This is a genomic window from Pseudomonas sp. Pseusp11 (assembly GCF_047304405.1).
Lineage (GTDB): Bacteria > Pseudomonadota > Gammaproteobacteria > Pseudomonadales > Pseudomonadaceae > Aquipseudomonas.
Genome location: NZ_JBGLZF010000065.1, coordinates 1 through 24,274 on the forward strand (window position 1 = coordinate 1; position 24,274 = coordinate 24,274).

Below are 24,274 nucleotides of genomic sequence, written 5' to 3' on the forward strand. Positions count from 1 at the left end.
AACCTTTTGGGGCGTGGGCGCCGGCTCCCGCTCGAGCCAAACGGGGTCGCATTCTGGGGGCGGCTCCCCAGCCCAAGGGGACCACCCCCCCCCGCCACTGGGGTTAAACGCCTGCCGCCTTCAACCGCGCGGCATGCTCGACAAACAACCGCACCGGCTCCGCCCCTTTGCCCACCAGCCCCAGGGATTGGTTGACGATATCGAAGTGATCCATCGGGTATTGATCGCCAATCACCGTCCCGAGATGCGAGCTGCAGCGCCCGACCATCCCGTCGCAATGCCCCGCTTCACGCACGAAGGTTCTGGCAAACAACCGGCAACTGCGGTTGGTGCCGTCGAACAGGTTGCACCCGCGATCGGTCTTGCCCGGCTGCAAAGTCCCGGACCAGGAGTAATAGCGCACGCCATTGACCACTTCCGGGCCATGCCCACCCCAGGTGTCAGGCAGCCCCTGTGGATAACGCTGATTGAACAGCGCCACGCCGGCCGTGGTCAGCGATTGATGTGAAGCCGGGATATCCACCGGCAGTCGCGGCCCGCGATAACCGGTTTCCAGCAGGCACATCAACGCGCTGATCAACCACAAAAAAAAGGTGAGCAATCGGCCCCTGGTGCTGTCTGCCGGGTAGTGATCGTGCAGGTAGTCCGCCAGCTCCGAACCGTGATTGGACCCGGCCACCGAGGTCACTGACGCCACCTGGTCCGGGCGTTTTGCGGCAGCGTAACGGGCGGTGAGCGAGCCCTGGCTATGGCCGATCAGGTTGACCTTCTCAGCCCCGGTGTCGCGCAAAATTTCCTCGATCCGCGCCAGCAATTGCTCACCGCGCACCTCGGTAGAATTGAGCGGCGAGACCTGCACCGCGATCACCGTCGCCCCATCCCGGCGCAACGCCGAAATGATTCCGAACCAGTACGGATAGAGCAGCAGACGGATAAACCCGAGCATCCCCGGAACCAGCACCAACGGGTAACGCGTGGCGGAGCCTTGCGACATGGATGAACATCCTTGTGGTCGGTGAGATGAAGCAACGCTGGATGCAAGGCCTCAGCCAAGCATCGCCACCCAAGATGACAACTCGACGACCAGTCTATGACATCCACCCTACTTCAACCCCACCACGCCCGCCACAATCAGCCCGACCGACACCAGCTTGAGCGCCGTCAGGCTTTCGCCCAGTAGCGCAAAGCCAAGAAACACCGTGCCCAGTGAACCGATAGCGGTCCAGATCGGGTAGGCGATGCTCACCGGCAATTCGCGCATGGCCTGGGTCAGGAAGTAAATCCCGCCCACCGCGGCCACCACGGTGATCACCGAAGGCCAGAGCCGGGTAAAACCTTCGGCGTACTTCATGCCCATGGCGAAGGTGACTTCAAACCCGGCGGCGATCAGCAAGAACAGCCAGGCCATCTAGAACGCCCTGGCCAGCGCCAGCAAGCGCTGTTCGGCCTCGGCCACGGATACCTGGAAGGTGCGCTCGGCCGACTCTTCGCCCTCGGCTGCGACAACCGTGACGTCAGTGATGCCGATGAACCCCAGTGCCGTGCGCAGCAACGGGTCGGCATGGTTCATCGCTTCAAGCTCGCCACCGGGGCCGAAGCCAAACCCGCCGCGACTGGTGACGATCAACGCCTTCTTGCCCCGCACCAGCGGTTCGTACTGCGCGATGCCGTTGTCCAGGGTGTGATTGAACGTCAGCCCGAGCCGCACAATCTGGTCGATCCAGGCCTTGAGGCCACTGGGCACGCTGAAGTTGTACATCGGCGTGGAAATCACCAGCAGATCATGGCCGAGCAACTCCCCCACCAACTCATCGCTGAGTGCCAGGTCGGCCTGCATCGACAGCGGTCGCGCTTGAGGCTCCGGATGAAAAGCAGCCGCTACAAAGGCTTCGTTGACGGCCGGGATCAACGCCCGACCGACTTCACGGCGGGTCAATTGCGACTGCGGGTTACGGACCTGCCAGGCTGAAAGAAACACCTCGGCCAACCGCCGCGAATGAGAGCGTTCGCCACGGGGGCTGGCGTGAATGGCAAGAATTGTGCTCATCTGAATCTCCTTGAGGGCTAAACTGAAACGGCTTGTGGCTGCAGCTTGAAGCGCACAGCCGCCTGCCTTCAAATGAGCAAAAATCAGTCTGGATGAATTTATTTCACCCATGGAGTTTTAAATGTTTGCCTCGTTGCCATTGACCGCCCTGCGGGCCTTCGAATCCGCCTCGCGCCTGCTGAGTTTCAAGGCTGCCGCCGAAGAGCTGTCCGTGACGCCGACGGCGGTTTCCCACCAGATCCGCTCCCTGGAAAACTGGCTCGGTGTGCCGCTGTTCGAACGGCTGCCACGCCAGGTGCGCCTCACCGAGTGCGGCGAACGGTTGTTCCGTAGCCTGCATGGCGCCCTGCTGGAGGTGGCGCAAAGCGTCGATACCTTGCGCCCGCAACGCAGCGGCACGAGCCTGACGATCTCCACCACCGCCGCTTTCGCCGCCCTTTGGCTGGTGCCACGGCTGGGACGGTTTTATGCCCGGCATCCGCACATCAACGTACGGCTGGACACTCACTGCGAAGTCATCGATTTGCATCAGGACGCCAGTGTCGATCTGGTGCTGCGCTACAGCCTCGACGATTACCCGAACCTGTATGGGTTGTGCCTGTTCGACGAATCCTTCGGGGTTTATGGCTCGCCTGAACAAGTGGCTCTGGCGACCAGTCGTGCGCCGACCCTGATCAGCGTGCGCTGGCACAACTCCAAACTGTATGCCCACGGCTGGGAGGCCTGGTGTGCGCAATCCGGTGAAACCTGGCTGGCCGGGCAGCCAGCGGTGCGTGAATACGACGAAGAACATTACGCCCTGCAAGCCGCCATCGCCGGGCAAGGTCTGGTGCTGGCGAGCAATATTCTGGTATCGGAGAGTGTGGCCAGCGGCTTATTGCTGCCTTACCGGGGTGAGATTCAGGTCGACGGGGCCGGATATAGCGCACTGTGCGTACCAGGGCGCGAACGGCATCCGCCGGTGCGGGCGTTTTTTGCGTGGTTGCAGGAGGAGGCTCGATTGTCTGGTCTATTGCCAAGATCGAAGCCTGCGGCAGCTCCTGCAGGGGAACGCGTTCCAATGTAGCTGCCGCAGGCTGCGATCTTTTGATCTACCGGGTGGGCTTGACCGTCACCGGCGCCTTGCCCGCCTTCATCTGCTCCAGCAACGGCGCACATTGATTCGGCTCGCCAGCGCTCGGCGCGATCAGCGCCAGCAAACCCGCCGCCGGCGCGGCAATCACACCCAGCGCCACCATCCCGGCCCCGCGCAGCATCAGCGGCACCGCTTTCACCCCCGCATCCGGCTTGATGAACTTGCCCCGCACATACAGTGGCGAACGCAACGAAATCAAGCGCCAGCCCTTGGATTCCGGGCTGATGGTCAGGTCCAGTTGCTCGGTCGCCATATTCGCCGTGCCATCGATGTAGACAATCGCGTTCTCGGTATCGAAGACGAACAACTGCGTGGTCGCCAGACCGCTCTTGATGTCGAAATTGGCCGCCGCGCAGTTGATCTTCACTTCCTTGTCGCCAAAGATTTTCCCGACCACATAGTTGCCGACATTGAGCCCGGCCAGCTCCATCAGCTCGCGACTGATGGCGCCATCATTGATCAGCATCTTCAAATTGCCGTCGGCGGTGCCCAGCAGCTTGGCCACCGAGTTGCCACGACCGGTAAGGTCGGCGTCGCCATTGAGCTCACCGAAACTGGTTTTCATCCGTTCAATGGACGGGAACAACTGTTTGAGCTTGAACTTGCGCGCGGTCAGTTTAGCCCGGCCTTCCAATGGTTCGGCGCGCCCGTTCAGACGAATCTGCGCATCCAGATTGCCGCCAGCCACGCCGAAACGCAGGGGCTCGAGACTGAGCACACCATCCGTCAGCACCAAATGGGTGTAGAGGTCGTTGAACGGCAGTTTTTCGCTGTGGACGATGCGCTTGCCAGTGAATTCAACGTCAGCGTCCATATCGCGCCAGCGCTCGGTCTTGAATTCCTCGACCGGCAGTATCTTGTCCGCCGGCTGCTTGCTTTCACCGCCGCGGGCCTTTTGCTTGGCATTGGAGTCGGCGCCGATCAGCGGGGCCAGATCGGTAAACAACAGTTGATTGGACTCCACCGCCCCGCTGAGCTTGGGCCGCGGTTGGCTCGCGACATAAGCCAGGTTGCCATGGATGTCGCTCTCGCCAATCTTGCCGTTGAAGTCCTCATAGCGGTACACCGCCCCGCCCGACTCATGCAACTTGGCGGTCAAATGCCCATCCGTGGCGTACGGCGGGGTATCCGGCAGGGGCACGCCGATCAGCGGATAGAGCTTGCCCAGGCTGGCACCGGCCAGTTTCAGGCGTAGATCCAGGGCGCCGAGATTCAATGGATCGGTAAGCGTACCGGCCAGTTCGACACTGGTGTCGGCAATCTTGATTTGCGCATGAAGCGGGAACGGCTTGGCGGCATCCTGTAAGGCCAGCAGACCGCCGATCTTGCCTTGGCCGGCGAGATTCTGGTCGTGGTATTGGCCTTTGACCTTCAACGCGAACGCGTAATCCTGCGGCGAACCGCCCTTCTCAAGCGCGGTTTTCGCCGCTTTGTCGCCGACGATGTCACTGAACGGAATCGGTTTGCCCAGCGTATCGATAAGCAAGTCGAGGCGGGTTTTCAGGCTCTGGTCGTCGAGCGTGACATGGCCCTTGTCGAAGCCGATGGCACCGATGTCCAGCACCCAGTTCGAAGGCTGGGCGCCCGGGTCCTTGGGGTCGAACTTGAATGTCCAGTTGGCGCGGCCGTCGGCCAGACGCTGCAGGTCGGCATTGGGCTCGGTCAGGTCGATGCGCGGGATCGTCACCCGCTGTGTCAGCAAGGCCAGCGGTGAAATACGCAGCTCGACGCGTTTGAGGGTGGCCATCTGCGGTTGCTTCGACCAGTCCGGGTTGCCCAGGCTCAGGTCCTCGGCCACCACGTGCGGCCACGGCACCCAGGCCCGCCAGCCGCCTTCGTCGGGCTCGCGCTGCCAGACCACCGCGAGGTTGCCATTGATGGCGAACGGACGATGCAGTTCTTCAGAGACTTTGGCGTTAAGGGGCGGTTTGATCCGGTTCCAATCGAAGAACGCGATGATCAGCACCAGGACGGCCAGCAGCACAACGAGGCTGGCGGAGGTCCAGGCAAGCATTTTACGAGTGCGCGTCATTGCACAGAGCTCCTGAATACGACTGAGCGCCCTGACAGCGACGCACTGATGAAACGTTAGGCCAGAACCGGCCTGCCATGAGATCTAGGACTGGGAAATGGCGCGCAGGTTTAACCGAATAGGGACTTAACACTCAAATAATCGGCCGGAGACACCCTGCTCCCTCATCCGGTGTTACCGCACCTGCACTTTTGCGAGGCGAGAGCGGGTCGAAAATACCCACCTCAGTGCAAAAAAGCTCGCCGGAAACGCCCGTTCTAGAGCGCTGCGGCCGAACAATCAATTCTGTTGATTATTACCATTGCGTTTATGAACTTTTGTATCGACTTATCGAGAGTAGCATTGACCTCGTACCCACTTTATCGCCCTCCCAAGGAGCAACCCATCATGAAACGCGAATTACTGCTTAGCCTGACCCTCTCGATGTTAGCCAGCACCGCTTTTGCTCTGCCGGCTGCCGATCAGGCCACTCCACAAGTCAAAGACAGCCACTCGGTGTTCAGCCAGACCGTTGCCGATGGTGCCAACGGCAACGAGCGCCTGAAAGAAAAAGGCCTGATCACCCAGGATGGCTCGGATCGCACTCCACAGGGCCAAACCCTGGCCGCTGACGGTACCGACCGTACCCCACAAGGCCAAACCCTGGCTGCTGACGGTACCGATCGCACTCCACAAGGCCAAACCCTCGCTGCTGACGGTACTGACCGCACTCCACAAGGCCAAACCCTGGCGGCTGACGGTGCCGACCGTACCCCACAAGGTCAAACCCTGGCCGCTGACGGTACCGATCGCACTCCACAAGGCCAAACCCTTGCTGAAGGTGGTGGTGACCGTGTGATCGAACGCAACAGCGCTGTGAGCTAAGCCCATGGCGGCCTGGAAAAAAAGCCCAATCCCCGGATTGGGCTTTTGACTTTATAGAAGCCGTAATTCCTCGCGTGATCCCCCGATAGTCGTTCGACGCCAGCGAAGCCGATTTGCTAGAGTGCGCCGCTGTCCCTGTCCAGAACACACCCTTGCGATGCTGCCCCGCGCCGAACAGAAACAACAGACCCGCAACGCCCTGATGGACGCTGCCCGCCACCTGATGGAAAGCGGCCGAGGATTCGGCAGCTTGAGCCTGCGCGAAGTGACGCGAACCGCCGGGATCGTGCCCACTGGTTTCTACCGGCACTTCGCCGACATGGACGAATTGGGCCTGGCGCTGGTGTGCGAAGTCGGCCAGACCTTCCGCGAAACCATCCGCCTGGTACGCCATAACGAGTTCGTCATGGGCGGTATCATCGATGCCTCGGTGCGGATCTTTCTCGACGTGGTCACGGCCAATCGCTCGCAGTTCCTGTTTCTTGCCCGAGAGCAGTACGGCGGCTCGCTGCCGGTGCGCCAGGCCATCGGCCGCCTGCGCGAGGACATCAGCTCGGACCTGGCGGCCGACTTGTCGCTGATGCCCAAACTGCAGCATCTGGACATCGCCGGCCTGAGCGTCATGGCCGATCTGATCGTCAAAAGCGTGTTCGCGACCCTGCCGGACATCATCGATCCGCCGGCCGAAGCATTGCCCGAGCATCTGACACCACAGGCGAAAATCACCCAGCAGTTGCGGTTTATCTTTATCGGGCTGAAGCATTGGCAGGGACTCGGCAGTACCGAGTAACCCGTTAGAAAAAGATCGCAGCCTTCGGCAGAAGGCTGCGATCTTTTTGTGCGCTGCAAATTGGTGCGCAGACACCCGCCACGCACCAACTTCAATCAAAGTCCTGCAACATTGTGAGCCTCCCCCGTCGCTCTGACAGGCATTTCCTACCTCTCACCCGATTGGCAAGCCCCTTGCTCTAGCCTGAACATTGTTCATTGCTGGAAGCCTTCCGATGCTGGTGATTCATCGCAGAATCGACCCTCAACCCGTCTGGGCCGCCGAGTTGCACCTGACCTTCGAAGCCAGGAGCAAAAGTCGCTTGCGCTGTTTCAGTGCCGAGGGTGAAGACGTCGGCTTGTTTCTGGAGCGCGGCCAGCCGCCGCTGCATGATGGCGAATGCCTGCAAGCCGAAGACGGGCGCGTCGTTCGCGTCTGTGCTCGCCCCGAACAACTGCTGCACGTCACCTGCGCCAATGCGTTCGAACTGACCCGCGCCGCCTATCACCTGGGCAATCGCCACGTGGCCCTGCAAGTCGGCGACGGCTGGTTGCGCCTGCTCGACGATTACGTGCTCAAGGCCATGCTCGAACAGCTTGGCGCCAAGGCCGAGAACATCGAAGCGCCGTTCCAGCCGGAACACGGTGCCTACGGTGGTGGCCATCACCACTCGCGCCACGGTGACGAGGACTTCAACTATCCGCCGAAACTGCACCAGTTCGGCGTGCGTTTATGAACCCGGCCTGGGCGCTGCTGCGCCTGGCCAGCCCGCAGCTGCCGATTGGCGGCTACAGCTATTCCCAGGGCCTGGAAATGGCGGTGGATAACGGCCGGGTCAATGATCCCGACAGCGCGCGACGCTGGATCAGTGATCAGTTGCTGTTGAACCTGGCGCGTTTCGAAGCGCCACTGTTGCTCGCCCATTGCACCGCTGCCGCCGAAGAAAACTGGGGCCTATTGCTGCAACGCTGCGAAGAGCATCGCGCCAGCCGCGAAACCCGCGAGCTGCATCAGGAAAGTCGGCAGATGGGCTATTCGTTGCAGCAATTGCTCAACGGATTGCCGGAACTGGATGCACCAGCCCGTGCCTTTCTCGAGCAACGCCCCGAACCGCACCTGGCTCTCGGCTGGGCGCTGGCGGCTCGCGCCTGGAACATCAGCCCGCAAGATGCGCTGGCCGCCTGGCTCTGGAGCTGGCTGGAAAACCAACTGGCGGTGTTGATGAAAACCCTGCCGTTGGGCCAGCAAGCCGCACAACGCCTGACCAGCGAACTGCTGCCGTTGCTGCAACAGGCGCAGCAAGACGCCAGCCGAATCAATCTCGAACACGTTGGCAGCGCCGCTTTCGGTCTGTCCCTGGCGTGCATGGCCCATGAGCGCCAGTACAGCCGTCTGTTCCGTTCCTAGGGCCTTTTAGTTTGGAGAATCACATGAACACACAACCCCTGCGCGTCGGCATCGGCGGCCCGGTCGGCTCCGGCAAAACCGCCTTGACCCTGGCCCTGTGCCTGGCCCTGCGCGAGCGCTACAACCTGGCCGTCGTGACCAACGACATCTATACCCGCGAAGACGCTGATTTTCTGGTGCGCAACGAAGCCTTGGCGCCGGAGCGGATCATCGGCGTGGAAACCGGCGGCTGCCCGCACACGGCGATCCGCGAAGACGCCTCGATCAACCTCGAAGCCGTGGACCAACTGAACCGGCGCTTTCCGGGGCTGGATCTGATCCTGGTGGAATCCGGCGGCGACAACCTCTCGGCGACCTTCAGCCCGGAACTGTCCGACCTGACCATTTACGTGATCGATGTCTCCGCCGGCGACAAGCTGCCGCGCAAGGGTGGCCCCGGCATCTGCAAATCCGACCTGCTGGTGATCAACAAGATCGACCTGGCGCCGTTGGTAGGCGCCTCGCTGGAGATGATGAACAGCGACACCCAACGCATGCGCAACGGCAAGCCGTTTGTCTTCAGCAACCAGAAAACCGGCCAGGGCCTTGAAGAAATCATCGCCTTCATCGAACGCCAGGGCCTGCTGACTGCGGCCTGATCACACTTATCAACAAGGAAGCTTATCCATGACACTGAAACGCATTCTGGGCGCCATGGCCCTGCTGCTGACCCCAGCCATTGCCTTCGCCCACCCGGGCCATGGCGACAACGGCTTGATCGCCGGCATCAGCCACCCGATCGGCGGCCTCGATCACTTGCTGGCGATGGTTGCCGTGGGGTTGTGGGCGGCGCAGCAGAAAGGCGCTGCGCGCTGGGCCCTGCCGTGCACATTCGTGGGCACCATGTTGATCGGCGGCTTGCTGGGTTTTGAAGGGCTGAACCTGCCGGCGCTGGAGAGCGGGATTGCGGCATCGGTATTGGCGCTGGGCCTGGCGGTGGCGTTGGCAGTGCGTCCGCCGTTGAGCCTGGCGGTGGCGGCGACCGCGTTGTTCGCGCTGTTTCATGGCGTGGCGCATGGTCTGGAATTGCCGGACATGTCCAGTCCCTGGGCGTATGCCGCAGGGTTTGTGGCAGCGACAGCGGCGTTGCATGCCGCGGGTTATGCGGTGGTTCGCGTCTTGCCTCAGGCCGCGGCACCGTTGGTTCGGCTGGCGGGTGCGGCGTCGGCGGCAACCGGAGCCTGGTTGCTGGCGGGTTGATTCTCTAGCGTCTGAACTGGCCCCTTCGCGATCCGGTTTGCCCGCGAAGGCGGCCTGACAGACACCGCATCTCTAAGGCCTGCTAACATGTCGCGCAATTAACCCTGCCGTGACGACGCCAGCCAATGCCGCATGTTTCCCGCTCTGCCTCCCAGCCTGAATTGACCGCCCTGTTCGCCTCAGTGCATCAGCACTTCCAGGACGTGATCGTGCCGCTCTGGCAGGGCCCCGGCTGGAACGCCGACATGGCGTTGCCTTATGAGGCGCTGGATGCCGAGCATAAACCGCTGCCCCCTCAGCGCTACCGGGCCATGGCCTGCGCGCGGCAGCTGTACCTGTTCTCCAGCCTGATCGGCCAGGTGCCCAAGGCTGAAGAGCGCGCGGCGGCGCTGTTTCGTTCCTTGCAACGGCATTTCCACGATGCCGAGCATGGCGGCTGGTTCTACAGCATCGACCCGCAAGGTACGCCGCTGGACCAGCGCAAAGACCTCTACACCCACGCCTTCATCCTGTTCGCCTGCGCCCATTATTGGGACAAGGTTCGCGAGCCGCTGGTGGAATCAGTGCTGAACGCCGCACTGGAAGTGGTGGCGCAGCGTTTCGCCACAGGCGACGGCCTGTACGAAGCCAGCCTGGACCGTGATTGGTCCTCGCTCGACTCCGGGCCATTGCAGAACCCTCTGATGCATTTGGCCGAAGCCTTCCTCGCCACCCTTTCGGTGCGCGAAGACGCGGCTGTGCAGAACGCACTCATCGAGTTATGCACAGCCATGCAAAGGCGTTTCATCGACCCGCGACATGCGGTGTTGATGGAGAAGCCGCTGGGAGCTGTGGATAACTGGTTCGAGCCGGGCCATCAGTTCGAATGGTATTTCCTGCTGCAATCCTCGCCATTGCTGCGCGGCTCGACACTGCACGCCTCGCTCGAGCGCGCGTTTGCGTTCACCGAGCAACGGGGTGTCGATCAGCAGACCGGTGCCGTGCGAGCGATGCTGGAACTGGATGATCACCCTCGCGACGCAACCCAACGCATCTGGGCTCAGGCCGAATACCTGCGCGCCCTGACCTTGCGCCCGGACAGCGAAGCATCGGTGCAACGCCAATTGCAGGCGTTGCAGCAGCGCTTCCTGCATGCGGGCGGTTGGTATGAGTGTCGCGATGAGCAGGGCGAAGTGAGCCGCAAGGACATGCCTTCAACCACGCCTTATCACTTGGCAACCTGCTATCGCGGGCTAGCCGAGTATCTCGGCTGAGTTTTTGTGGCGAGGGGGCTTGCCCCCGTTGGGCTGCGCAGCAGCCCTAGTGTTTTATCAGTTGCATCGCAGGCGGCTGCTTCGCACCCGAACGGGGCGGTGCGGCGTTCCGACAAGCCCCCTCGCCACAGGCAAGCCCCTCGCCACAATTATGCCTTGCCGCCATTACGCTCAATGGCAAACCCGCTCCAGGTCTGGCTCACCGGCATCAGCTCAAGGCTGTTGATGTTGATGTGGGCCGGTGCGTTGAGCACCCAGAAAATGGTCTCGGCAATGTCTTGCGGCTGGATCGGATCGGCACCGGCGTAAGTGGCGTTGTAACGCTCCTGGTCACCGGCAAAACGCACCAGCGAGAACTCGCTCTCGCACAGGCCCGGCTCGATGTTGCTGACCCGCACGCCCGTACCTTGCAGGTCGCAGCGCAGGTTCAGGGAGAACTGTTTGACGAACGCCTTGCTCGCGCCATACACGTGGCTGCCCGGGTACGGGTAGTTGCCGGCGATGGAGCCGAGGTTGACGATGCTGGCACCACGACCATGAGCGATCAAACGCGGCAGCAACAGGCGGGTGCTGTACATCAGGCCTTTGATGTTGGTGTCGACCATGGTGTCCCAATCATCTAGATCGCACTTGGGTGCCGGGTCCACACCGAGGGCCAGGCCGGCGTTGTTGATCAACCCGCGCAGTTTGGCGAACGACGGCGGCAGGCTGGCAATCGCCTCCTCCATGGCCTTGCGGTCCCGTACGTCAAGCACCAGGCCATGGACCTCGGTCTGCGTCGACAACTCGGCACACAGGGCATTGAGGCGCTCTTCACGACGACCTGTCAGCACCAGTTTCCAGCCGGCCTCGGCAAAACGACGGGCACAGGCTTCACCAAAACCGGAGGTCGCGCCGGTAATAAACAGGGTGTTGGACATCGTGTTCTCCTTGCGTCGGCTGACAGTCAGCCCTTGGAATAGAAAATCAACCGGCAGCATGCCCGGCCTTTTCCACAGCGGCAACCATGGCAAAAACCGTACAAAAAATGATCAATGCTGGCAACACCCCATGCCCCGTGGCTTGCAGCCATGTACACGCACCTTATCCACAGGCCGGTCCACAGTTTCCGGGGGCAAGTGGAAAAGCTGCAAGCCGCTATCCACAAGGCTTTGCGGGCAGATTAGAAAGTTTTTTTCTTGACCCTGAGGCACCCGCTGTGTAGCCAAGGGCAATTTGCACGACCGAGTGGTCATAGCGACGATGGCGCCAAGCCAGCAACCACGGCCCTCAGCCGAGTCTTTCCAGAGTTTAACCACAGACTTATCCACAGGCTTGTCCACCTCGATTCATACCGTGTTCGCTCATAACAAAAAGGTTGACAATGCCCACTTCAGGCTCGCCAAAAGCACCTGATCAAAAAACAATCATCTCTCTGCAGGCCACGTATTCAAAGGCTTACAGCCAGCTACTCCCACGTTATTCACAGCCAGCTCCACAGCAAACGGGGACAAGTCAAAACCGTGACAAAACAGCAATTTGCAGCGGCTTTATGTCGCGCTTTGAGAGGTCATGAATATTGTTTTCCACAATTTCCCTTTACCTCAAACCACTGCCTCGTGTAGGGATTGTGCGGGCATAAAAAAACGCCCTGAGTTCGTCAGGGCGTTTTCCAGGCTCTTCTGTTTTAGTGCCCGCCGAGATAGGCGTTACGCACCTCCTCGTTCACCAGCAGCTCCTTGCCGGTGCCGCTGAGGCGGATCTGCCCGTTGACCATCACATACGCCCGGTCCGACAGCTTGAGGGCGTGGTTGGCGTTCTGCTCCACCAAAAAGATGGTCATGCCCGTCTTGGCCAGTTCCCGCAGGGTCGCGAAGATCTGTTTCACCACAATCGGCGCCAGCCCCAGGCTCGGCTCATCGAGCAGCAACAGCTTGGGTCGGCTCATCAACGCCCGGGCGATGGCGAGCATTTGCTGCTCGCCGCCAGACATGGTCATGGCCCGCTGGTTACGCCGCTCTTCAAGCCGCGGAAACAACTCGAACATGCGCTGCATATCTTCCTTGGCGTACTTGTCACCGATCGGGATGGTGCCCATCAACAGGTTTTCCTCGACGGTCATGTCGGGGAACACCCGGCGGCCTTCCGGCGATTGAGCGATACCGTTGGAGGCGATGTAGTGGGACGACTTGTGAGTGATATCCACACCCTGATAAACGATTTGCCCGCCGGCCGCCCGTGGCTGACCGAAAATCGACATCAACAGGGTCGACTTGCCGGCACCGTTGGAGCCGATCAGGCTGACGGTCTCCCCTTCATTGATGTGCAACGAGACTTTCTTCAGGGCCTGGATCGGTCCGTAGAACACGTCGATCTCTTTCAGTTCGAGGATCGGTTGACTCATACCAGTTCCTCTTCGTCGGCGCCCAGGTAGGCGGCAATCACTTTCGGATCGTGTCGGATCGCATCAGGCCCGCCCTCGGCGATGACAACGCCGTGGTCCAGCACCACGATGTGGTCGGAAATGCTCATGACCATGCCCATGTCGTGTTCGATCAGCACCACGGTCAGATCATGCTCGTCACGCAGCAGCCGGATCATCGCGCTCAGCGCTTCGGTTTCCTGAGGGTTGAGGCCGGCGGCCGGTTCGTCGAGGCAGATGATCTGCGGCCGGGTACACATGGCCCGGGCGATCTCCAGACGGCGTTGCTGACCGTAGGACAGTTCGCCGGCCAGACGGTTGGCGCAGTCCACCAGGTCCACCACTTCCAGCCAGTAGAACGCGTGGTCCAGCGCATCGCTTTCGGCCTTGCGATAACCCTTGGTGTTGAGGATGCCGGCCAGCATGCCGCGGTTGACCCACATGTGCTGGGCCACCAGCAGGTTTTCCAGCACCGACATTTCCTTGAACAGACGAATGTTCTGGAAAGTCCGCGCCAGACCGGCACGGTTGATCAAGTGCGTGCCACCGAACATCTTGTAGTGGAGCCGGCTGATGAAGCGTTTTGGCGAGACGAAATCGGTTACCTTGAACGGCTCCCCGAGCATTTTGATGACGTTGGTCTTCACCCCACGGGTGTTGAGCTCGATATGCCCGCCGGTCGCTTTATAGAACCCGGTCAGGCAGTTGAACACGGTGGTCTTGCCCGCGCCGTTGGGGCCGATCAACGCGAAGATCGAGTTGCGCTTGACCTTCAGGCTGACGTCACTCAACGCCTTGATGCCACCGAAGTGCATCATCAGGTTCTCGACCGAGAGTACGACTTCACTCATGGCGCTACTCCTTTACGCGGGGTCACACCGGTACGGCTGATCCGGATCAGGCCGCGCGGTCGCCAAATCATCATCAACACCATCAGGATGCCGAACAGCAGCACGCGGTATTCAGCGAAGCCGCGCAGCAGTTCCGGGGCGACGGTCAACACGAATGCTGCCATCACCACGCCGATGGTCGAACCCATGCCGCCAAGTACCACGATGGCGAGGATCAATGCCGATTCGAAGAAGGTGAACGAGGTCGGGTTCACAAAGCCCTGATAGGTCGCAAAAAACACACCGGCCAGACCCGCTGTCGATGCACCGATGGTGAACGCCGACAATTTGACCAGCACGTGATTCAGGCCCATGGAGCGGCAGGCGATTTCGTCTTCACGCAAAGCTTCCCATGCGCGACCGACCGGCATGCGGGTCAAGCGGTGCTTGATGTACAGCACGGCCAGCACCACCAGGAACAACACCGCGTAAATGAAGTAGTACTTCACATCAGGGTTGTAGGCGATGCCGAAGAACTCATGAAAAGGTATCCCACCGTCCTTCGCTCGCTTACCGAATTCAAGACCGAAAAACGTCGGCAACGGCGCCGCCATGCCATTCGGGCCACCGGTCAGGGACAGCCAGTTATTGAGGATCAACCGGATGATTTCACCGAAGCCCAGGGTCACGATCGCCAGATAATCACCGTGCAAGCGCAACACCGGGAAGCCCAGGATGCACCCGGCCAATCCGGCGGTGATCGCCGCCAGCGGCAGTACGGTCCAGAAGCCCAGCCCCAGATATTGGTAACCGAGCGCCAGCCCGTAGGCACCGATGGCATAGAACGCCACATAACCCAGGTCGAGCAGGCCGGCCAGGCCGACCACGATGTTCAGGCCCAGGCCCAGCAGCACGTAGATCAACCCAAGGATGACCACGCCCAACAGGTAAGAGTTGGAGAAGAACGGGAATACCACGGCGACAACGACCACTAGCGGGACGACCCAGCGCAACCGGGATTTGTAATCAGGCGCCAGAACATGAACCCCGGAACCGGTGCTCTCAAAGCCTTCGAGAATTCTCAGGCCTTTGGGGGTTTGCAAGAACAGGCTCAGGGCAAAGCGGCCAGCCATAACGATGGCGACTATCCATGCCACGCGCGTCGGCTGCAGGTTGAAGCCGTAGCCGTCGAGGACCACACCAACAATCGGGCCGAACACAATCAGGGCGATGAGGCCGGCAAGAATCGCGTCAACCAGGCTTTTTTTGATATCAATGGTTTTTTTAGTGGTTGAAGACATCGCTTACACCTTCGACACAAGAGGACGGCCAAGCAGGCCTTGGGGCCGAAAGACCAGAACAAGAACGAGCAGCGAGAAGCTGAAAACGTCTTTGTAATCCGAGTTGACCAGCCCCGAGAACAGCGACTCGGAGATCCCGAGAATGATCCCTCCCAGCATGGCGCCGGGCAGTGAGCCGATCCCGCCGAGCACCGCCGCGGTGAACGCCTTGATCCCAATGACGAAGCCTGCGTAGAAGTCGAACGTGCCGTAGTTCATGGTGATCAGCACGCCGGCCAGGGCCGCCATCGCTGCACCGATGATGAACACGTAGGAAATCACCCGATCGGTGTTGATCCCCAGAATCGAAGCCATCTTGCGGTCTTGCTGGGTGGCGCGGCACATGCGGCCGAGTTTGGTGTACTTGATGACGTAGGTCAGCAGGCCCATGCCGACGAATGCGGCAACCAGAATGAAGATTTTGGTGTAGGTGAGTTGAACGAAGCCGCTCCCGACTTCAACTCGCCATGCACCGGTCAGCAGTGTCGGTACACCCTGTTGACGGGCGCCCTGACTGATCTGTGCATAGTTTTGCAGGATCAGCGAAATACCGATGGCGCTGATCAGCGGTGCCAGTCGGGTGGAGTTGCGCAGCGGTTTGTAAGCGACACGCTCGATGACCCAGCCATACACCGCAGTGACGATGATGGTGAAAACCAGGGTGCCGAGCATCAGCAGCGGGAAGGATTCAATACCGAAGTAAGCCAGCAGAGCCAGACTGATCGCCGCGAGGTACGCAGAGATCATATAAACCTCGCCATGGGCGAAGTTGATCATGCCGATGATGCCATAGACCATTGTGTAGCCGATGGCGATCAGGCCATAGACCGACCCGAGGGTCAGGCCGTTGACCAGTTGCTGCAGGAAAATACCATCCATAACGCAATCTCACGCACTTGAGAGACTGCACAGAAGCCAGTTGCAACGGACCGGGGTTCAGCCGCCGGTGCAACACGCTGGTGTGCAGCTCTACGAGAAAAGACAGGTACTGCACGGACATGTTTCAGGACTGCCCGGCGCGCAAGGCGCCGGGCAGATCAACCGCTCATATCACTTCTGTTTTTCCAGCTGGTGGTATTTGCCGTCCTTGTCCCACTTGTAAACCACGTAGTCGGAGACTTTCAGGTCGCCCTTGCTGTCCCAGGTCTTCTCGCCCATGACGGTCTTGACCGGGTTGGCTTTCAGCCATTTGGCAGCGTCTTCGCCCTTGTTGGATTTGGCGCCATTGAACGCTGCGGCCAGGGTCTGGACCGAAGCGTAAGCGTACAGGGTGTAGCCTTCAGGTTCGGTGCCGGCCTTGCGGAAGGCGTCTACCACGGTCTTGCTGTCTGGCAGCAGACGTGGGTCGGCGCCGAAGGTCATCAGTACGCCATCAACGTTCTGTGGGCCACCGGCGGTGGTCACCAGTTCGTCAGTCACGATGCCGTCATCGGACATGAACTTGACGTCTTTGAGGCCCTGTTCACGCAGCTGCCGAACCAGTGGACCAGCTTCCGGGTGCAAGCCGCCGAAGTAGACCACGTCGGCACCGGCCGCACGGATCTTGGTGACGACGGCGCTGAAGTCTTTCTCGCCGCGGGTCAAGCCTTCATACAGCACTGGCGTTACGCCGCGCTTGATCAGTTGAGCCTTGGTGGCATCTGCCAAGCCTTGGCCATAGGTGTCCTTGTCGTGCAGCACGGCGACTTTCTTGCCCTTGAGCACGTCGACGATATAGTCGCCAGCCACGATACCTTGCTGGTCGTCACGCCCGCACATGCGGAACATGGCACTCAGGCCGCGCTCGGTCACCTTGGGGTTGGTGGAACCTGGGGTGATCGTGATGATGCCGGCTTCGTCGTAGATCTCGGAGGCAGGGATGGTCGACGAGGAGCAGAAGTGACCTACCACACCAACGACTTTCTTTTCAGTCAGGTCTTTGGCGACCGTCACAGCCTGCTTCGGCTCGCAGGCGTCATCGCCTTTGACCAGTACGATTTTTTCCCCGTTGACACCGCCGGCGGCGTTGACCGCATCGGCGGCTGCCTGTGCACCCTTCATGTACTGCTCGCCAAATGCCGCGTTGGCGCCTGTCATCGGGCCCGCCACACCGATTTTCACATCAGCCTGTGCAAACGCAGAAACACCCAACGCAGCTGCCACTGCGAGGGCCAGAAAGCCTTTCTTGTAAAACGTCTGGGACATGAGGTGGTGCTCCAAGGTTTTTTTTAGTTGGCACTGCGACTTCACTGAATGCTCAGAGCAAGGGCCGTGCCATCGGTTTTTTATTCTGAAAAAAGTCGCTGCTTTCTTGTTATTTCGACTGTTTCGATCCCATTTTCATTGGGCGTGCAACCGTCTAAACCGCGGGAGGTGAAACCATTTATTTCAAAAGGCGCAACCCGCCTGCGCCATCATTGCAACCGCAGCGCCAAACGATGTGCAACCTGCCTGTAACAGCCCGCGTCACCGAACTGCACACTGCTGGTGCGCAACTGCTACAACCCGCACCATTACAGGCTAGCCGCTTCGCTGAAAAGCGCTGCTTCCAGCAACATATTTCAACAATCAGATCACGATCCGCAGGCACTGGCCCGCGTGATACAGCGAAAAACCGGCCTCATACAGGCAGCTTCGCAGCCCCACGCCCGCCAATGGCTGCATGGGTGCGAAGGGAATCGGCAGGGCTTGAGGATTTCCGTTACACAAGTAGTCGGCGAAGGCTTTGCCGACCACTGTGCCGGTGGTCACGCCTCGACCGTTGTAACCAGTAACGGCCACCAGACCCGGTGCCGGCTCGAACAGGCGCATCAAATGATCGGGGGTGAAGGCGATGCAACCGGTCCAGGTGCATTCCCATTCCACCGGTTTCAGGTAGGGGAAGTAATGCTGCTGAACCCGATCGGCCCAGGCTTTGAGGAACCAGGTCGGTTTCTGGTTGCCATTGCCGAGGCTGCCGAGCAACAACCGCCCTTCGGCATCGCGACGGATGCTGCTGAGCACTTGACGGGTGTCCCAGGAACCCTGACCACCGGGCAGAATTTGCTGCGCGGCGTCTTCGGTCAGCGGCACCGAAGCCACTTGATAGTAATAACCGGGGAAGAAGTTGCGGCGTAGTTCCGTCCAGTCGCCTTCGGTATAAGCATTGGAGGCGATCACCACCTGTTCGGCCAGCACCGAACCCTGGGCGGTCTGCACCGACCAGCGCTGGCCCTGACGTTCGAGTCGGGTCACCGGGGAATGATCGAACAACTGACCGCCAAGGCCGATGGCCGCGTTGGCCAGCCCCGTGGTGTAGGCCATCGGGTTGATCGTGCCGGCACGCCGATCGAGCAGCGCAGCGGCGATTTTCCTGGTGCCCGTGGCTTGTTCGCAGGCAGCTCCGGTCAACAATTCCACCGGTGCCCCACGACGTTTCCATTGTTCTTCGCGACTGCGCAGGTCCGCCTCGCCACGCGCGTTGTGCGCCATGTGCAGCGTGCCTTCGCGGCGCAACTGGCAATCGATGTTGTATTTGTCGACGAGGCTGAACACCAGCGACGGCGCCGCTCCGAGCATACGGTTGAGCTGACTGCCGACCGCCTTGCCAAAACCGGCTTCGATTTCGTCCGGAGGAATCCACATCCCCGCGTTGACCAGCCCGACGTTACGCCCCGAACCGCCATGGCCGGCGCGATGCGCTTCCAGCACACAGACACTTTTGCCTTGCTCCAGCAGATGCACCGCCGCCGACAGCCCGGTGAAACCGGCACCGATGACGCAGACATCCACCGTCACCTCACCCTTGAGCGCCGCATTGTCGGGCCTTTGCGGCGTCAGTTTTTCCCACAGACACTCTTCGCGTAACGGCATTGCCAGACTCCGAAAATGAAACCTAACCAACACACCATCGATCGCTCCCACGCAGAGCGTGGGAACGATCGATCAACAGCTTGTAGCTTGCTGCTTAATCGAACGTAATCCCCTGAGCTAACGGCAACTCCAGCGAATAGTTCACGGTGTTGGTCTGACGGCGCATGTACCCGCGCCATGCATCGGAGCCCGACTCACGACCGCCGCCCGTCTCCTTCTCGCCGCCGAACGCGCCGCCGATTTCCGCGCCGCTCGGGCCGATGTTGACGTTGGCAATGCCGCAATCGCTGCCCACCGCCGACATGAACCGCTCGGCTTCACGCACGTCGGTGGTGAAGATGCACGACGACAGGCCTTGTGGCACGGCGTTGTTCAGGCGCAATGCCTCTTCGAAATCGGTGTAACCGATCACGTACAGAATTGGCGCGAAGGTTTCGTCGCGCACCACATCGCTTTGTTCCGGCATTTCGACGATGGCTGGTGAAACGTAGTAAGCGTTGGGGAATTTGTCTTCCAGCTGACGCTGGCCGCCAAACACCCGGCCGCCTTCGCTCAAGGCTTGCTCCAGCGCGTCCTGCATGTTGTCGAAGCTGTGTTTGTCGATCAGCGGCCCGATCAGGTTGCCTTCCAGTGGATGGCCGATGCGCACCTTGGAGTAAGCGGCTTTCAGGCGGGTGACGATTTCTTCTTTGACCGATTCGTGGGCAATCAGGCGACGCAAGGTGGTGCAACGCTGACCGGCAGTGCCGACGGCGCTGAACAGAATCGCCCGTACGGCCATGTCCAGATCGGCGCTTGGGCCGAGGATCATCGCGTTGTTACCGCCCAGTTCCAGAATGCTGCGGGCGAAACGTGCGGCGATTTTCGGCGCCACTTCGCGGCCCATGCGGGTGCTGCCGGTGGCGCTGATCAACGCGACACGCGGGTCATCGACCAGGGCTTCGCCGGCATCGCGACCACCGATGATCACTTGGCTCAGGTGCGGCGGGGCGTCGCTGAAGTTCTTCAGGACGCGGTCGAACAGCGCCTGGCAGGCCAGCGCGGTCAGCGGGGTTTTCTCCGACGGCTTCCAGATCACCGGGTTGCCGCACACCAGCGCCAGCGCCGCGTTCCAGGCCCAGACGGCAACCGGAAAGTTGAACGCGCTGATCACGCCGACGATGCCCAGCGGGTGCCAGGTTTCGCGCATGTGGTGGCCAGGGCGCTCGGAGGCGATGGTCAAACCGTACAACTGACGGGACAGACCGACCGCGAAGTCGCAGATGTCGATCATTTCCTGAACCTCACCCAGGCCTTCCTGAGTGATCTTGCCGGCTTCCCAGGAAACCAGCTCACCGAGATCGGCCTTGTACTCGCGCAGGATGTCGCCCAATTGACGAACCAGTTCGCCACGGCGCGGCGCCGGCACCTTGCGCCACAATTCGAACGCATGATCTGCGCGACTGATGTGCTGCTCGACTTCAGCGGCGCCTTCCCAGTTCACGGCGGCAATCCGACTACCGTCGATGGGCGAATGCACCGGCACTTTGCCGTTCTGGTACAGGGCCGGGTTCACACCAAGACGATCAAGCAATGCGGCAACCATGGGTCACTCCTCGAGCAGAAACAGAAAACGTGCAGCCGGATTGATTCGACTGATCTGACCTGTAGTTTTAGCGCTCCCGAGGTTCTCCAACAAACGACGATTAAGCGAGATATCATTCCGTTTATTCATGCTGTGAATCTGCCGCAACGTAAAGTGCCGGCGGAGCGACAAGAACAAGGAGAACCGATGCTGAATAAACGCTACTTGCCGTCGATCACTGCGCTGCAGTGTTTCGAGGCCGTGACCCGGCATTTGAGCTTCACCCGCGCCGCCGAAGAGCTGAACCTGACCCAGAGCGCCGTGAGCAAACAGGTCGCGCAACTCGAAGAGTTGTTGCAGCACCTGTTGTTCCGCCGGGTACGTCGACGCCTGCAAATGACCCCCGCTGGCGATTTGTATTTGGTGGAAGTACGAAAAATCCTCACCCAAGTCGAAATGTCGACCCATTACCTGCGCTCCTACGGCGGAGACACCGAAGTCTTGCGCGTCTCCACGCCTCCGACCTTCGGCGCGCGCTGGCTGGTGCCACGCTTGAAAGGCTGGCGCCTGCGTCATCCGTCAATTCATCTGGACCTGTGCAGCGAACAGGAAGCCGACGACCTGCTGCAAGGTCGCAGCGACCTGGCGTTCTACTTCGGCCAGGGCTCACGGCCCGGCACCGAATGCCTGAAGCTGTTTGGCGAAGAGCTTGTTCCTGTGTGCGCACCGGGCAGTCTGCCGGACACGCCGTTCACCGATCCGACCCAACTCACCGACCTGGTCCTGCTGCAAAACGCTTCCCGGCCCCAGGCCTGGCACGACTGGTTCGACAGCCAGGGCTACCACACTGAACACAGCTACCACGGCCCGCGTTTCGAAACGTTCTATATGTGCATCCGCGCCGCCCAGGTCGGCTGCGGCGTGGCGCTGTTGCCGAAGTTTCTGGTGGAAGAGGAATTGGCCGACGGCAAACTGGTCATTCCCTGGCAGCATGCAATGCCCAGCACCGACGCCTATTACCTGGCGTATCCGGAGCATTCGGCGGAAGTGCCCAAGGTGCGGGATTTTGTGAAGTGGATGCTGGAGCGGATAAACAATCCGGATGCCTCACAGATTTGAAGACTCACAAAAATCTGTGGTCAAGAACAATATCTGTGGCGAGGGAGCTTGCTCCCGCTCGGCTGCGAAGCAGTCGCAAAACGGTATATGCATTCCTCCAGATCGAATGCATCGGCTGTAGTCAGGGGCGCTTCGCACCCCAGCGGGAGCAAGCTCCCTCGCCACAGAGATCTCTAGCGTCTAAAAAATTGCTGGCAATCCTCACCGCTGATATGCGCCACTAGCCCCATTCATTGAAACAGCTGCAACGTCGCTGCCACGGGCCGCGACCCGCCTGGAGACCCGTTATGAGCGAGAGTGTGTTTGCCGATCGCATCGTGCAGAACCTGCTCGACACCGACTTCTACAAACTGACGATGATGCAGGCGGTGCTGCACAACTACCCTAACGTGGAAGTCGAATGGGAGTTTCGTTGCCGTAACAGCGAGGATCTGCGCCCGTACCTGGCAGAGATCCGTTTCCAGATCGAGCGCCTGGCCGAGTTGAGCCTGAGCGCCGATCAGTTGAGCTTCCTGGAGCGCATCAGCTTCCTGAAACCGGACTTCCTGCGCTTTCTCGGGCTGTTCCGTTTCAATCTGCGCTATATCCACACCGGCATTGAAAACGGCGAGTTGTTCATCCGCCTGCGCGGGCCGTGGCTGCACGTGATTCTGTTCGAAGTGCCGCTGCTGGCCATGGTCAGCGAAGTGCGCAACCGCTATCGCTACAGGGAAATCGTCCTGGAACAGGCCCGTGAGCAGCTCTATCGCAAGTTCGACTGGTTGACCGCCAACGCCAGCACCGACGAATTGTCCGAGTTGCAGGTAGCCGATTTCGGCACTCGCCGGCGCTTCTCGTATCGCGTGCAGGAAGAAGTGGTGAACGTGCTCAAGCACGACTTCCCCGGTCGTTTCGTCGGCACCAGCAACGTGCACCTGTCCCGCGAGCTGGATATGAAGCCGCTGGGCACCATGGCCCACGAATGGATCATGGCCCACCAGCAACTCGGTCCGCGGCTGATCGACAGCCAGATCGCCGCCCTCGACTGCTGGGTCCGCGAGTACCGTGGCCTGCTGGGGATCGCCCTGACCGACTGCATCACTTCCGATGCGTTCCTCGGCGATTTCGACCTGTTCTTTGCCAAGCTCTTCGACGGCTTGCGTCACGACTCCGGTGACCCGGTGCTCTGGGCGGAAAAGGCCATCGCCCACTATCACAAGCTGGGCATCGACCCGATGAGCAAGACCCTGGTGTTTTCCGACAGCCTGACGTTGCCCAAGTCTCTGGAGATTTTTCGGGCGTTACGTGGTCGGATCAATGTCAGTTTCGGCATCGGCACTAACCTGACCTGCGATATTCCGGGTGTCGAACCGATGAGCATCGTGCTTAAAATGACTGCATGCAACGGCCAACCGGTGGCCAAGATTTCTGATGAGCCTGGCAAGACTCACTGCAAAGACCCGAATTTCGTCGCTTATTTGCGACACGTTTTCCAAGTACCTGCCACCCTTTCCAGTACATCAAGCAAGGAGTGAATTCATGCAAGCCGTACAGCGTGAGATTGCTGAACAGCTCAAGGTTCAACCGCCGTTCGTGGATCAACTCGCCCTTGAGGCTGAAGTCGCCCGGCGAATCACCTTCATTCAGGATTGCCTGGTCAATTCCGGGCTCAAGGCCCTGGTGCTCGGTATCAGCGGCGGCGTCGACTCCCTGACCGCCGGCCTGCTGGCCCAACGCGCCGTACGTGAACTGCGTGAACGTACCGGTGATAACCGCTACAAGTTCATCGCCGTGCGCCTGCCGTACCAGACGCAGTTCGATGAACACGACGCCCAGGCCTCGGTGGACTTCATCGCCCCTGACGAACGCCACACAGTGAACATCGGCCCGGCAGTCAAATCCCTGGCCAGTGAAGTGGCAGCCTTCGAAGGCAAGGAGGCAGTCTCGGTGGATTTCGTATTGGGCAATACCAAGGCGCGGATGCGCATGGTCGCGCAATACACCATCGCTGGCGCGGCTCATGGCCTGGTGATCGGCACCGACCACGCGGCAGAAGCCGTGATGGGTTTCTTCACCAAGTTCGGTGACGGCGCCTGCGACCTCGCACCGCTGAGCGGCCTGGTGAAAAACCAGGTCCGGGCGATTGCCCGCAGCTTCGGCGCGCCAGAGTCGCTGGTGGAGAAAATCCCGACCGCCGACCTCGAAGACCTGTCGCCGGGCAAACCGGACGAAGCGTCCCACGGCGTGACCTACGCCGAGATCGACGCCTTCCTGCATGGCGAACCGGTGCGCGAGGAAGCGTTCAAGATCATTTGTGATACGTACAAGAAGACTCATCACAAGCGTGTGATGCCGTTCGCACCTTGATTCTTCCCCTGTAGGAGCTGTGTAGGAGCTGACGAGTGAAACGAGGCTGCGATCTTTTGATCTTGCTCTTTAAAAACAACATCAAAAGATCGCAGCC

The 24,274-nt window shown here is 60.4% G+C and carries 23 protein-coding genes; 11 read left to right on the plus strand and 12 right to left on the minus strand.

The features are described from left to right. Nucleotides 1-103: 103 nt before the first annotated feature. From ACCC96_RS28550 to ACCC96_RS28560, 3 genes are all read right to left on the minus strand, one after another. Complete coding sequence (locus ACCC96_RS28550; protein WP_413697550.1) at nucleotides 104-994, minus strand: esterase/lipase family protein; 891 nt, start codon at nucleotides 992-994, stop codon at nucleotides 104-106. A 108-nt stretch (nucleotides 995-1,102) separates the two neighbouring features. Next, nucleotides 1,103-1,408 (minus strand): DMT family transporter, encoded by a 306-nt coding sequence (locus ACCC96_RS28555; protein ID WP_413697551.1) that lies wholly within the window; start codon nucleotides 1,406-1,408, stop codon nucleotides 1,103-1,105. After that, nucleotides 1,409-2,047, minus strand: a complete 639-nt coding sequence (locus ACCC96_RS28560; protein ID WP_413697552.1) for an FMN-dependent NADH-azoreductase — start codon at nucleotides 2,045-2,047, stop codon at nucleotides 1,409-1,411. Between the two features lie 121 nt (nucleotides 2,048-2,168). Between ACCC96_RS28560 and ACCC96_RS28565 the strand changes: the two genes are divergently transcribed. Next, nucleotides 2,169-3,113, plus strand: coding sequence for a LysR substrate-binding domain-containing protein (locus ACCC96_RS28565; protein ID WP_413697553.1), 945 nt, complete (start codon nucleotides 2,169-2,171; stop codon nucleotides 3,111-3,113). 25 nt (nucleotides 3,114-3,138) lie between these two features. Here ACCC96_RS28565 and ACCC96_RS28570 read toward each other — a convergent pair whose 3' ends face one another. Then, complete coding sequence (locus ACCC96_RS28570) at nucleotides 3,139-5,214, minus strand: AsmA family protein (RefSeq protein WP_413697554.1); 2,076 nt, start codon at nucleotides 5,212-5,214, stop codon at nucleotides 3,139-3,141. Nucleotides 5,215-5,601: 387 nt separating this feature from the next. Here ACCC96_RS28570 and ACCC96_RS28575 point away from each other — a divergent pair, with 387 nt between their 5' ends. The 7 genes from ACCC96_RS28575 to ACCC96_RS28605 all read left to right on the plus strand — a co-directional run bounded on the left by ACCC96_RS28575 (nucleotide 5,602) and on the right by ACCC96_RS28605 (nucleotide 10,746). After that, complete coding sequence (locus ACCC96_RS28575) at nucleotides 5,602-6,078, plus strand: hypothetical protein (protein ID WP_413697555.1); 477 nt, start codon at nucleotides 5,602-5,604, stop codon at nucleotides 6,076-6,078. A gap of 157 nt (nucleotides 6,079-6,235) precedes the next feature. After that, the gene (locus ACCC96_RS28580) at nucleotides 6,236-6,868 is read left to right on the plus strand and encodes a TetR family transcriptional regulator (RefSeq protein WP_018928469.1); all 633 of its coding nucleotides are present in this window, start codon (nucleotides 6,236-6,238) and stop codon (nucleotides 6,866-6,868) included. Nucleotides 6,869-7,082: 214 nt separating this feature from the next. Then, nucleotides 7,083-7,583 carry an urease accessory protein UreE gene (gene ureE / locus ACCC96_RS28585; protein WP_018928470.1) on the plus strand — a complete coding sequence of 167 codons (501 nt, stop codon included), beginning with the start codon at nucleotides 7,083-7,085 and terminating at the stop codon, nucleotides 7,581-7,583. Continuing rightward, nucleotides 7,580-8,254 (plus strand): urease accessory protein UreF, encoded by a 675-nt coding sequence (locus ACCC96_RS28590; RefSeq protein WP_413697556.1) that lies wholly within the window; start codon nucleotides 7,580-7,582, stop codon nucleotides 8,252-8,254. The genes ureE and ACCC96_RS28590 overlap by 4 nt, the downstream gene beginning before the upstream one ends. Before the next feature lie 23 nt (nucleotides 8,255-8,277). After that, a complete protein-coding gene (gene ureG / locus ACCC96_RS28595; RefSeq protein WP_008001031.1) occupies nucleotides 8,278-8,892 on the plus strand; it encodes an urease accessory protein UreG in 615 nt (204 codons plus the stop codon). A 28-nt stretch (nucleotides 8,893-8,920) separates the two neighbouring features. Continuing rightward, entirely contained in the window at nucleotides 8,921-9,493 is a 573-nt protein-coding gene (locus ACCC96_RS28600; RefSeq protein ID WP_258672209.1) for a HupE/UreJ family protein, read from the plus strand. 125 nt (nucleotides 9,494-9,618) lie between these two features. Then, nucleotides 9,619-10,746 (plus strand): AGE family epimerase/isomerase, encoded by a 1,128-nt coding sequence (locus tag ACCC96_RS28605; RefSeq protein WP_413697557.1) that lies wholly within the window; start codon nucleotides 9,619-9,621, stop codon nucleotides 10,744-10,746. A gap of 149 nt (nucleotides 10,747-10,895) precedes the next feature. On the opposite strand, the gene ACCC96_RS28610 is transcribed toward ACCC96_RS28605, so the two are convergent. From ACCC96_RS28610 to ACCC96_RS28645, 8 genes are all read right to left on the minus strand, one after another. After that, on the minus strand, nucleotides 10,896-11,666 hold the full coding sequence (locus tag ACCC96_RS28610) for an SDR family oxidoreductase (RefSeq protein WP_413697558.1): 771 nt from the start codon (nucleotides 11,664-11,666) through the stop codon (nucleotides 10,896-10,898). 746 nt (nucleotides 11,667-12,412) lie between these two features. Continuing rightward, nucleotides 12,413-13,129: an ABC transporter ATP-binding protein gene (locus tag ACCC96_RS28615; RefSeq protein ID WP_007939061.1), complete on the minus strand. Its 717-nt coding sequence runs from the start codon at nucleotides 13,127-13,129 to the stop codon at nucleotides 12,413-12,415. After that, a complete protein-coding gene (locus ACCC96_RS28620; RefSeq protein ID WP_413697559.1) occupies nucleotides 13,126-13,998 on the minus strand; it encodes an ABC transporter ATP-binding protein in 873 nt (290 codons plus the stop codon). The genes ACCC96_RS28615 and ACCC96_RS28620 overlap by 4 nt, the downstream gene beginning before the upstream one ends. Next, the gene (livM, locus tag ACCC96_RS28625; protein ID WP_258672205.1) at nucleotides 13,995-15,278 is read right to left on the minus strand and encodes a high-affinity branched-chain amino acid ABC transporter permease LivM; all 1,284 of its coding nucleotides are present in this window, start codon (nucleotides 15,276-15,278) and stop codon (nucleotides 13,995-13,997) included. Before livM ends, ACCC96_RS28620 begins: the two co-directional genes overlap by 4 nt. Nucleotides 15,279-15,281: 3 nt before the next feature. Then, complete coding sequence (locus ACCC96_RS28630) at nucleotides 15,282-16,196, minus strand: ABC transporter permease subunit (RefSeq protein WP_007939055.1); 915 nt, start codon at nucleotides 16,194-16,196, stop codon at nucleotides 15,282-15,284. Nucleotides 16,197-16,367: 171 nt separating this feature from the next. After that, nucleotides 16,368-17,501 (minus strand): branched-chain amino acid ABC transporter substrate-binding protein, encoded by a 1,134-nt coding sequence (locus tag ACCC96_RS28635; RefSeq protein ID WP_018928479.1) that lies wholly within the window; start codon nucleotides 17,499-17,501, stop codon nucleotides 16,368-16,370. Nucleotides 17,502-17,864: 363 nt separating this feature from the next. After that, entirely contained in the window at nucleotides 17,865-19,148 is a 1,284-nt protein-coding gene (locus ACCC96_RS28640) for an NAD(P)/FAD-dependent oxidoreductase (protein WP_018928480.1), read from the minus strand. 94 nt (nucleotides 19,149-19,242) lie between these two features. Then, nucleotides 19,243-20,733 (minus strand): aldehyde dehydrogenase family protein, encoded by a 1,491-nt coding sequence (locus ACCC96_RS28645; RefSeq protein ID WP_413697560.1) that lies wholly within the window; start codon nucleotides 20,731-20,733, stop codon nucleotides 19,243-19,245. Nucleotides 20,734-20,919: 186 nt separating this feature from the next. Here ACCC96_RS28645 and ACCC96_RS28650 point away from each other — a divergent pair, with 186 nt between their 5' ends. The 3 genes from ACCC96_RS28650 (at nucleotide 20,920) to nadE (ending at nucleotide 24,177) form a co-directional block, all read left to right on the plus strand. Next, nucleotides 20,920-21,831, plus strand: coding sequence for a LysR family transcriptional regulator (locus ACCC96_RS28650; RefSeq protein WP_111455418.1), 912 nt, complete (start codon nucleotides 20,920-20,922; stop codon nucleotides 21,829-21,831). 287 nt (nucleotides 21,832-22,118) lie between these two features. Next, a complete protein-coding gene (gene pncB, locus ACCC96_RS28655; protein ID WP_019650677.1) occupies nucleotides 22,119-23,345 on the plus strand; it encodes a nicotinate phosphoribosyltransferase in 1,227 nt (408 codons plus the stop codon). A gap of 4 nt (nucleotides 23,346-23,349) precedes the next feature. After that, nucleotides 23,350-24,177: an ammonia-dependent NAD(+) synthetase gene (gene nadE, locus ACCC96_RS28660; RefSeq protein ID WP_349747178.1), complete on the plus strand. Its 828-nt coding sequence runs from the start codon at nucleotides 23,350-23,352 to the stop codon at nucleotides 24,175-24,177. Nucleotides 24,178-24,274 lie beyond the last annotated feature (97 nt).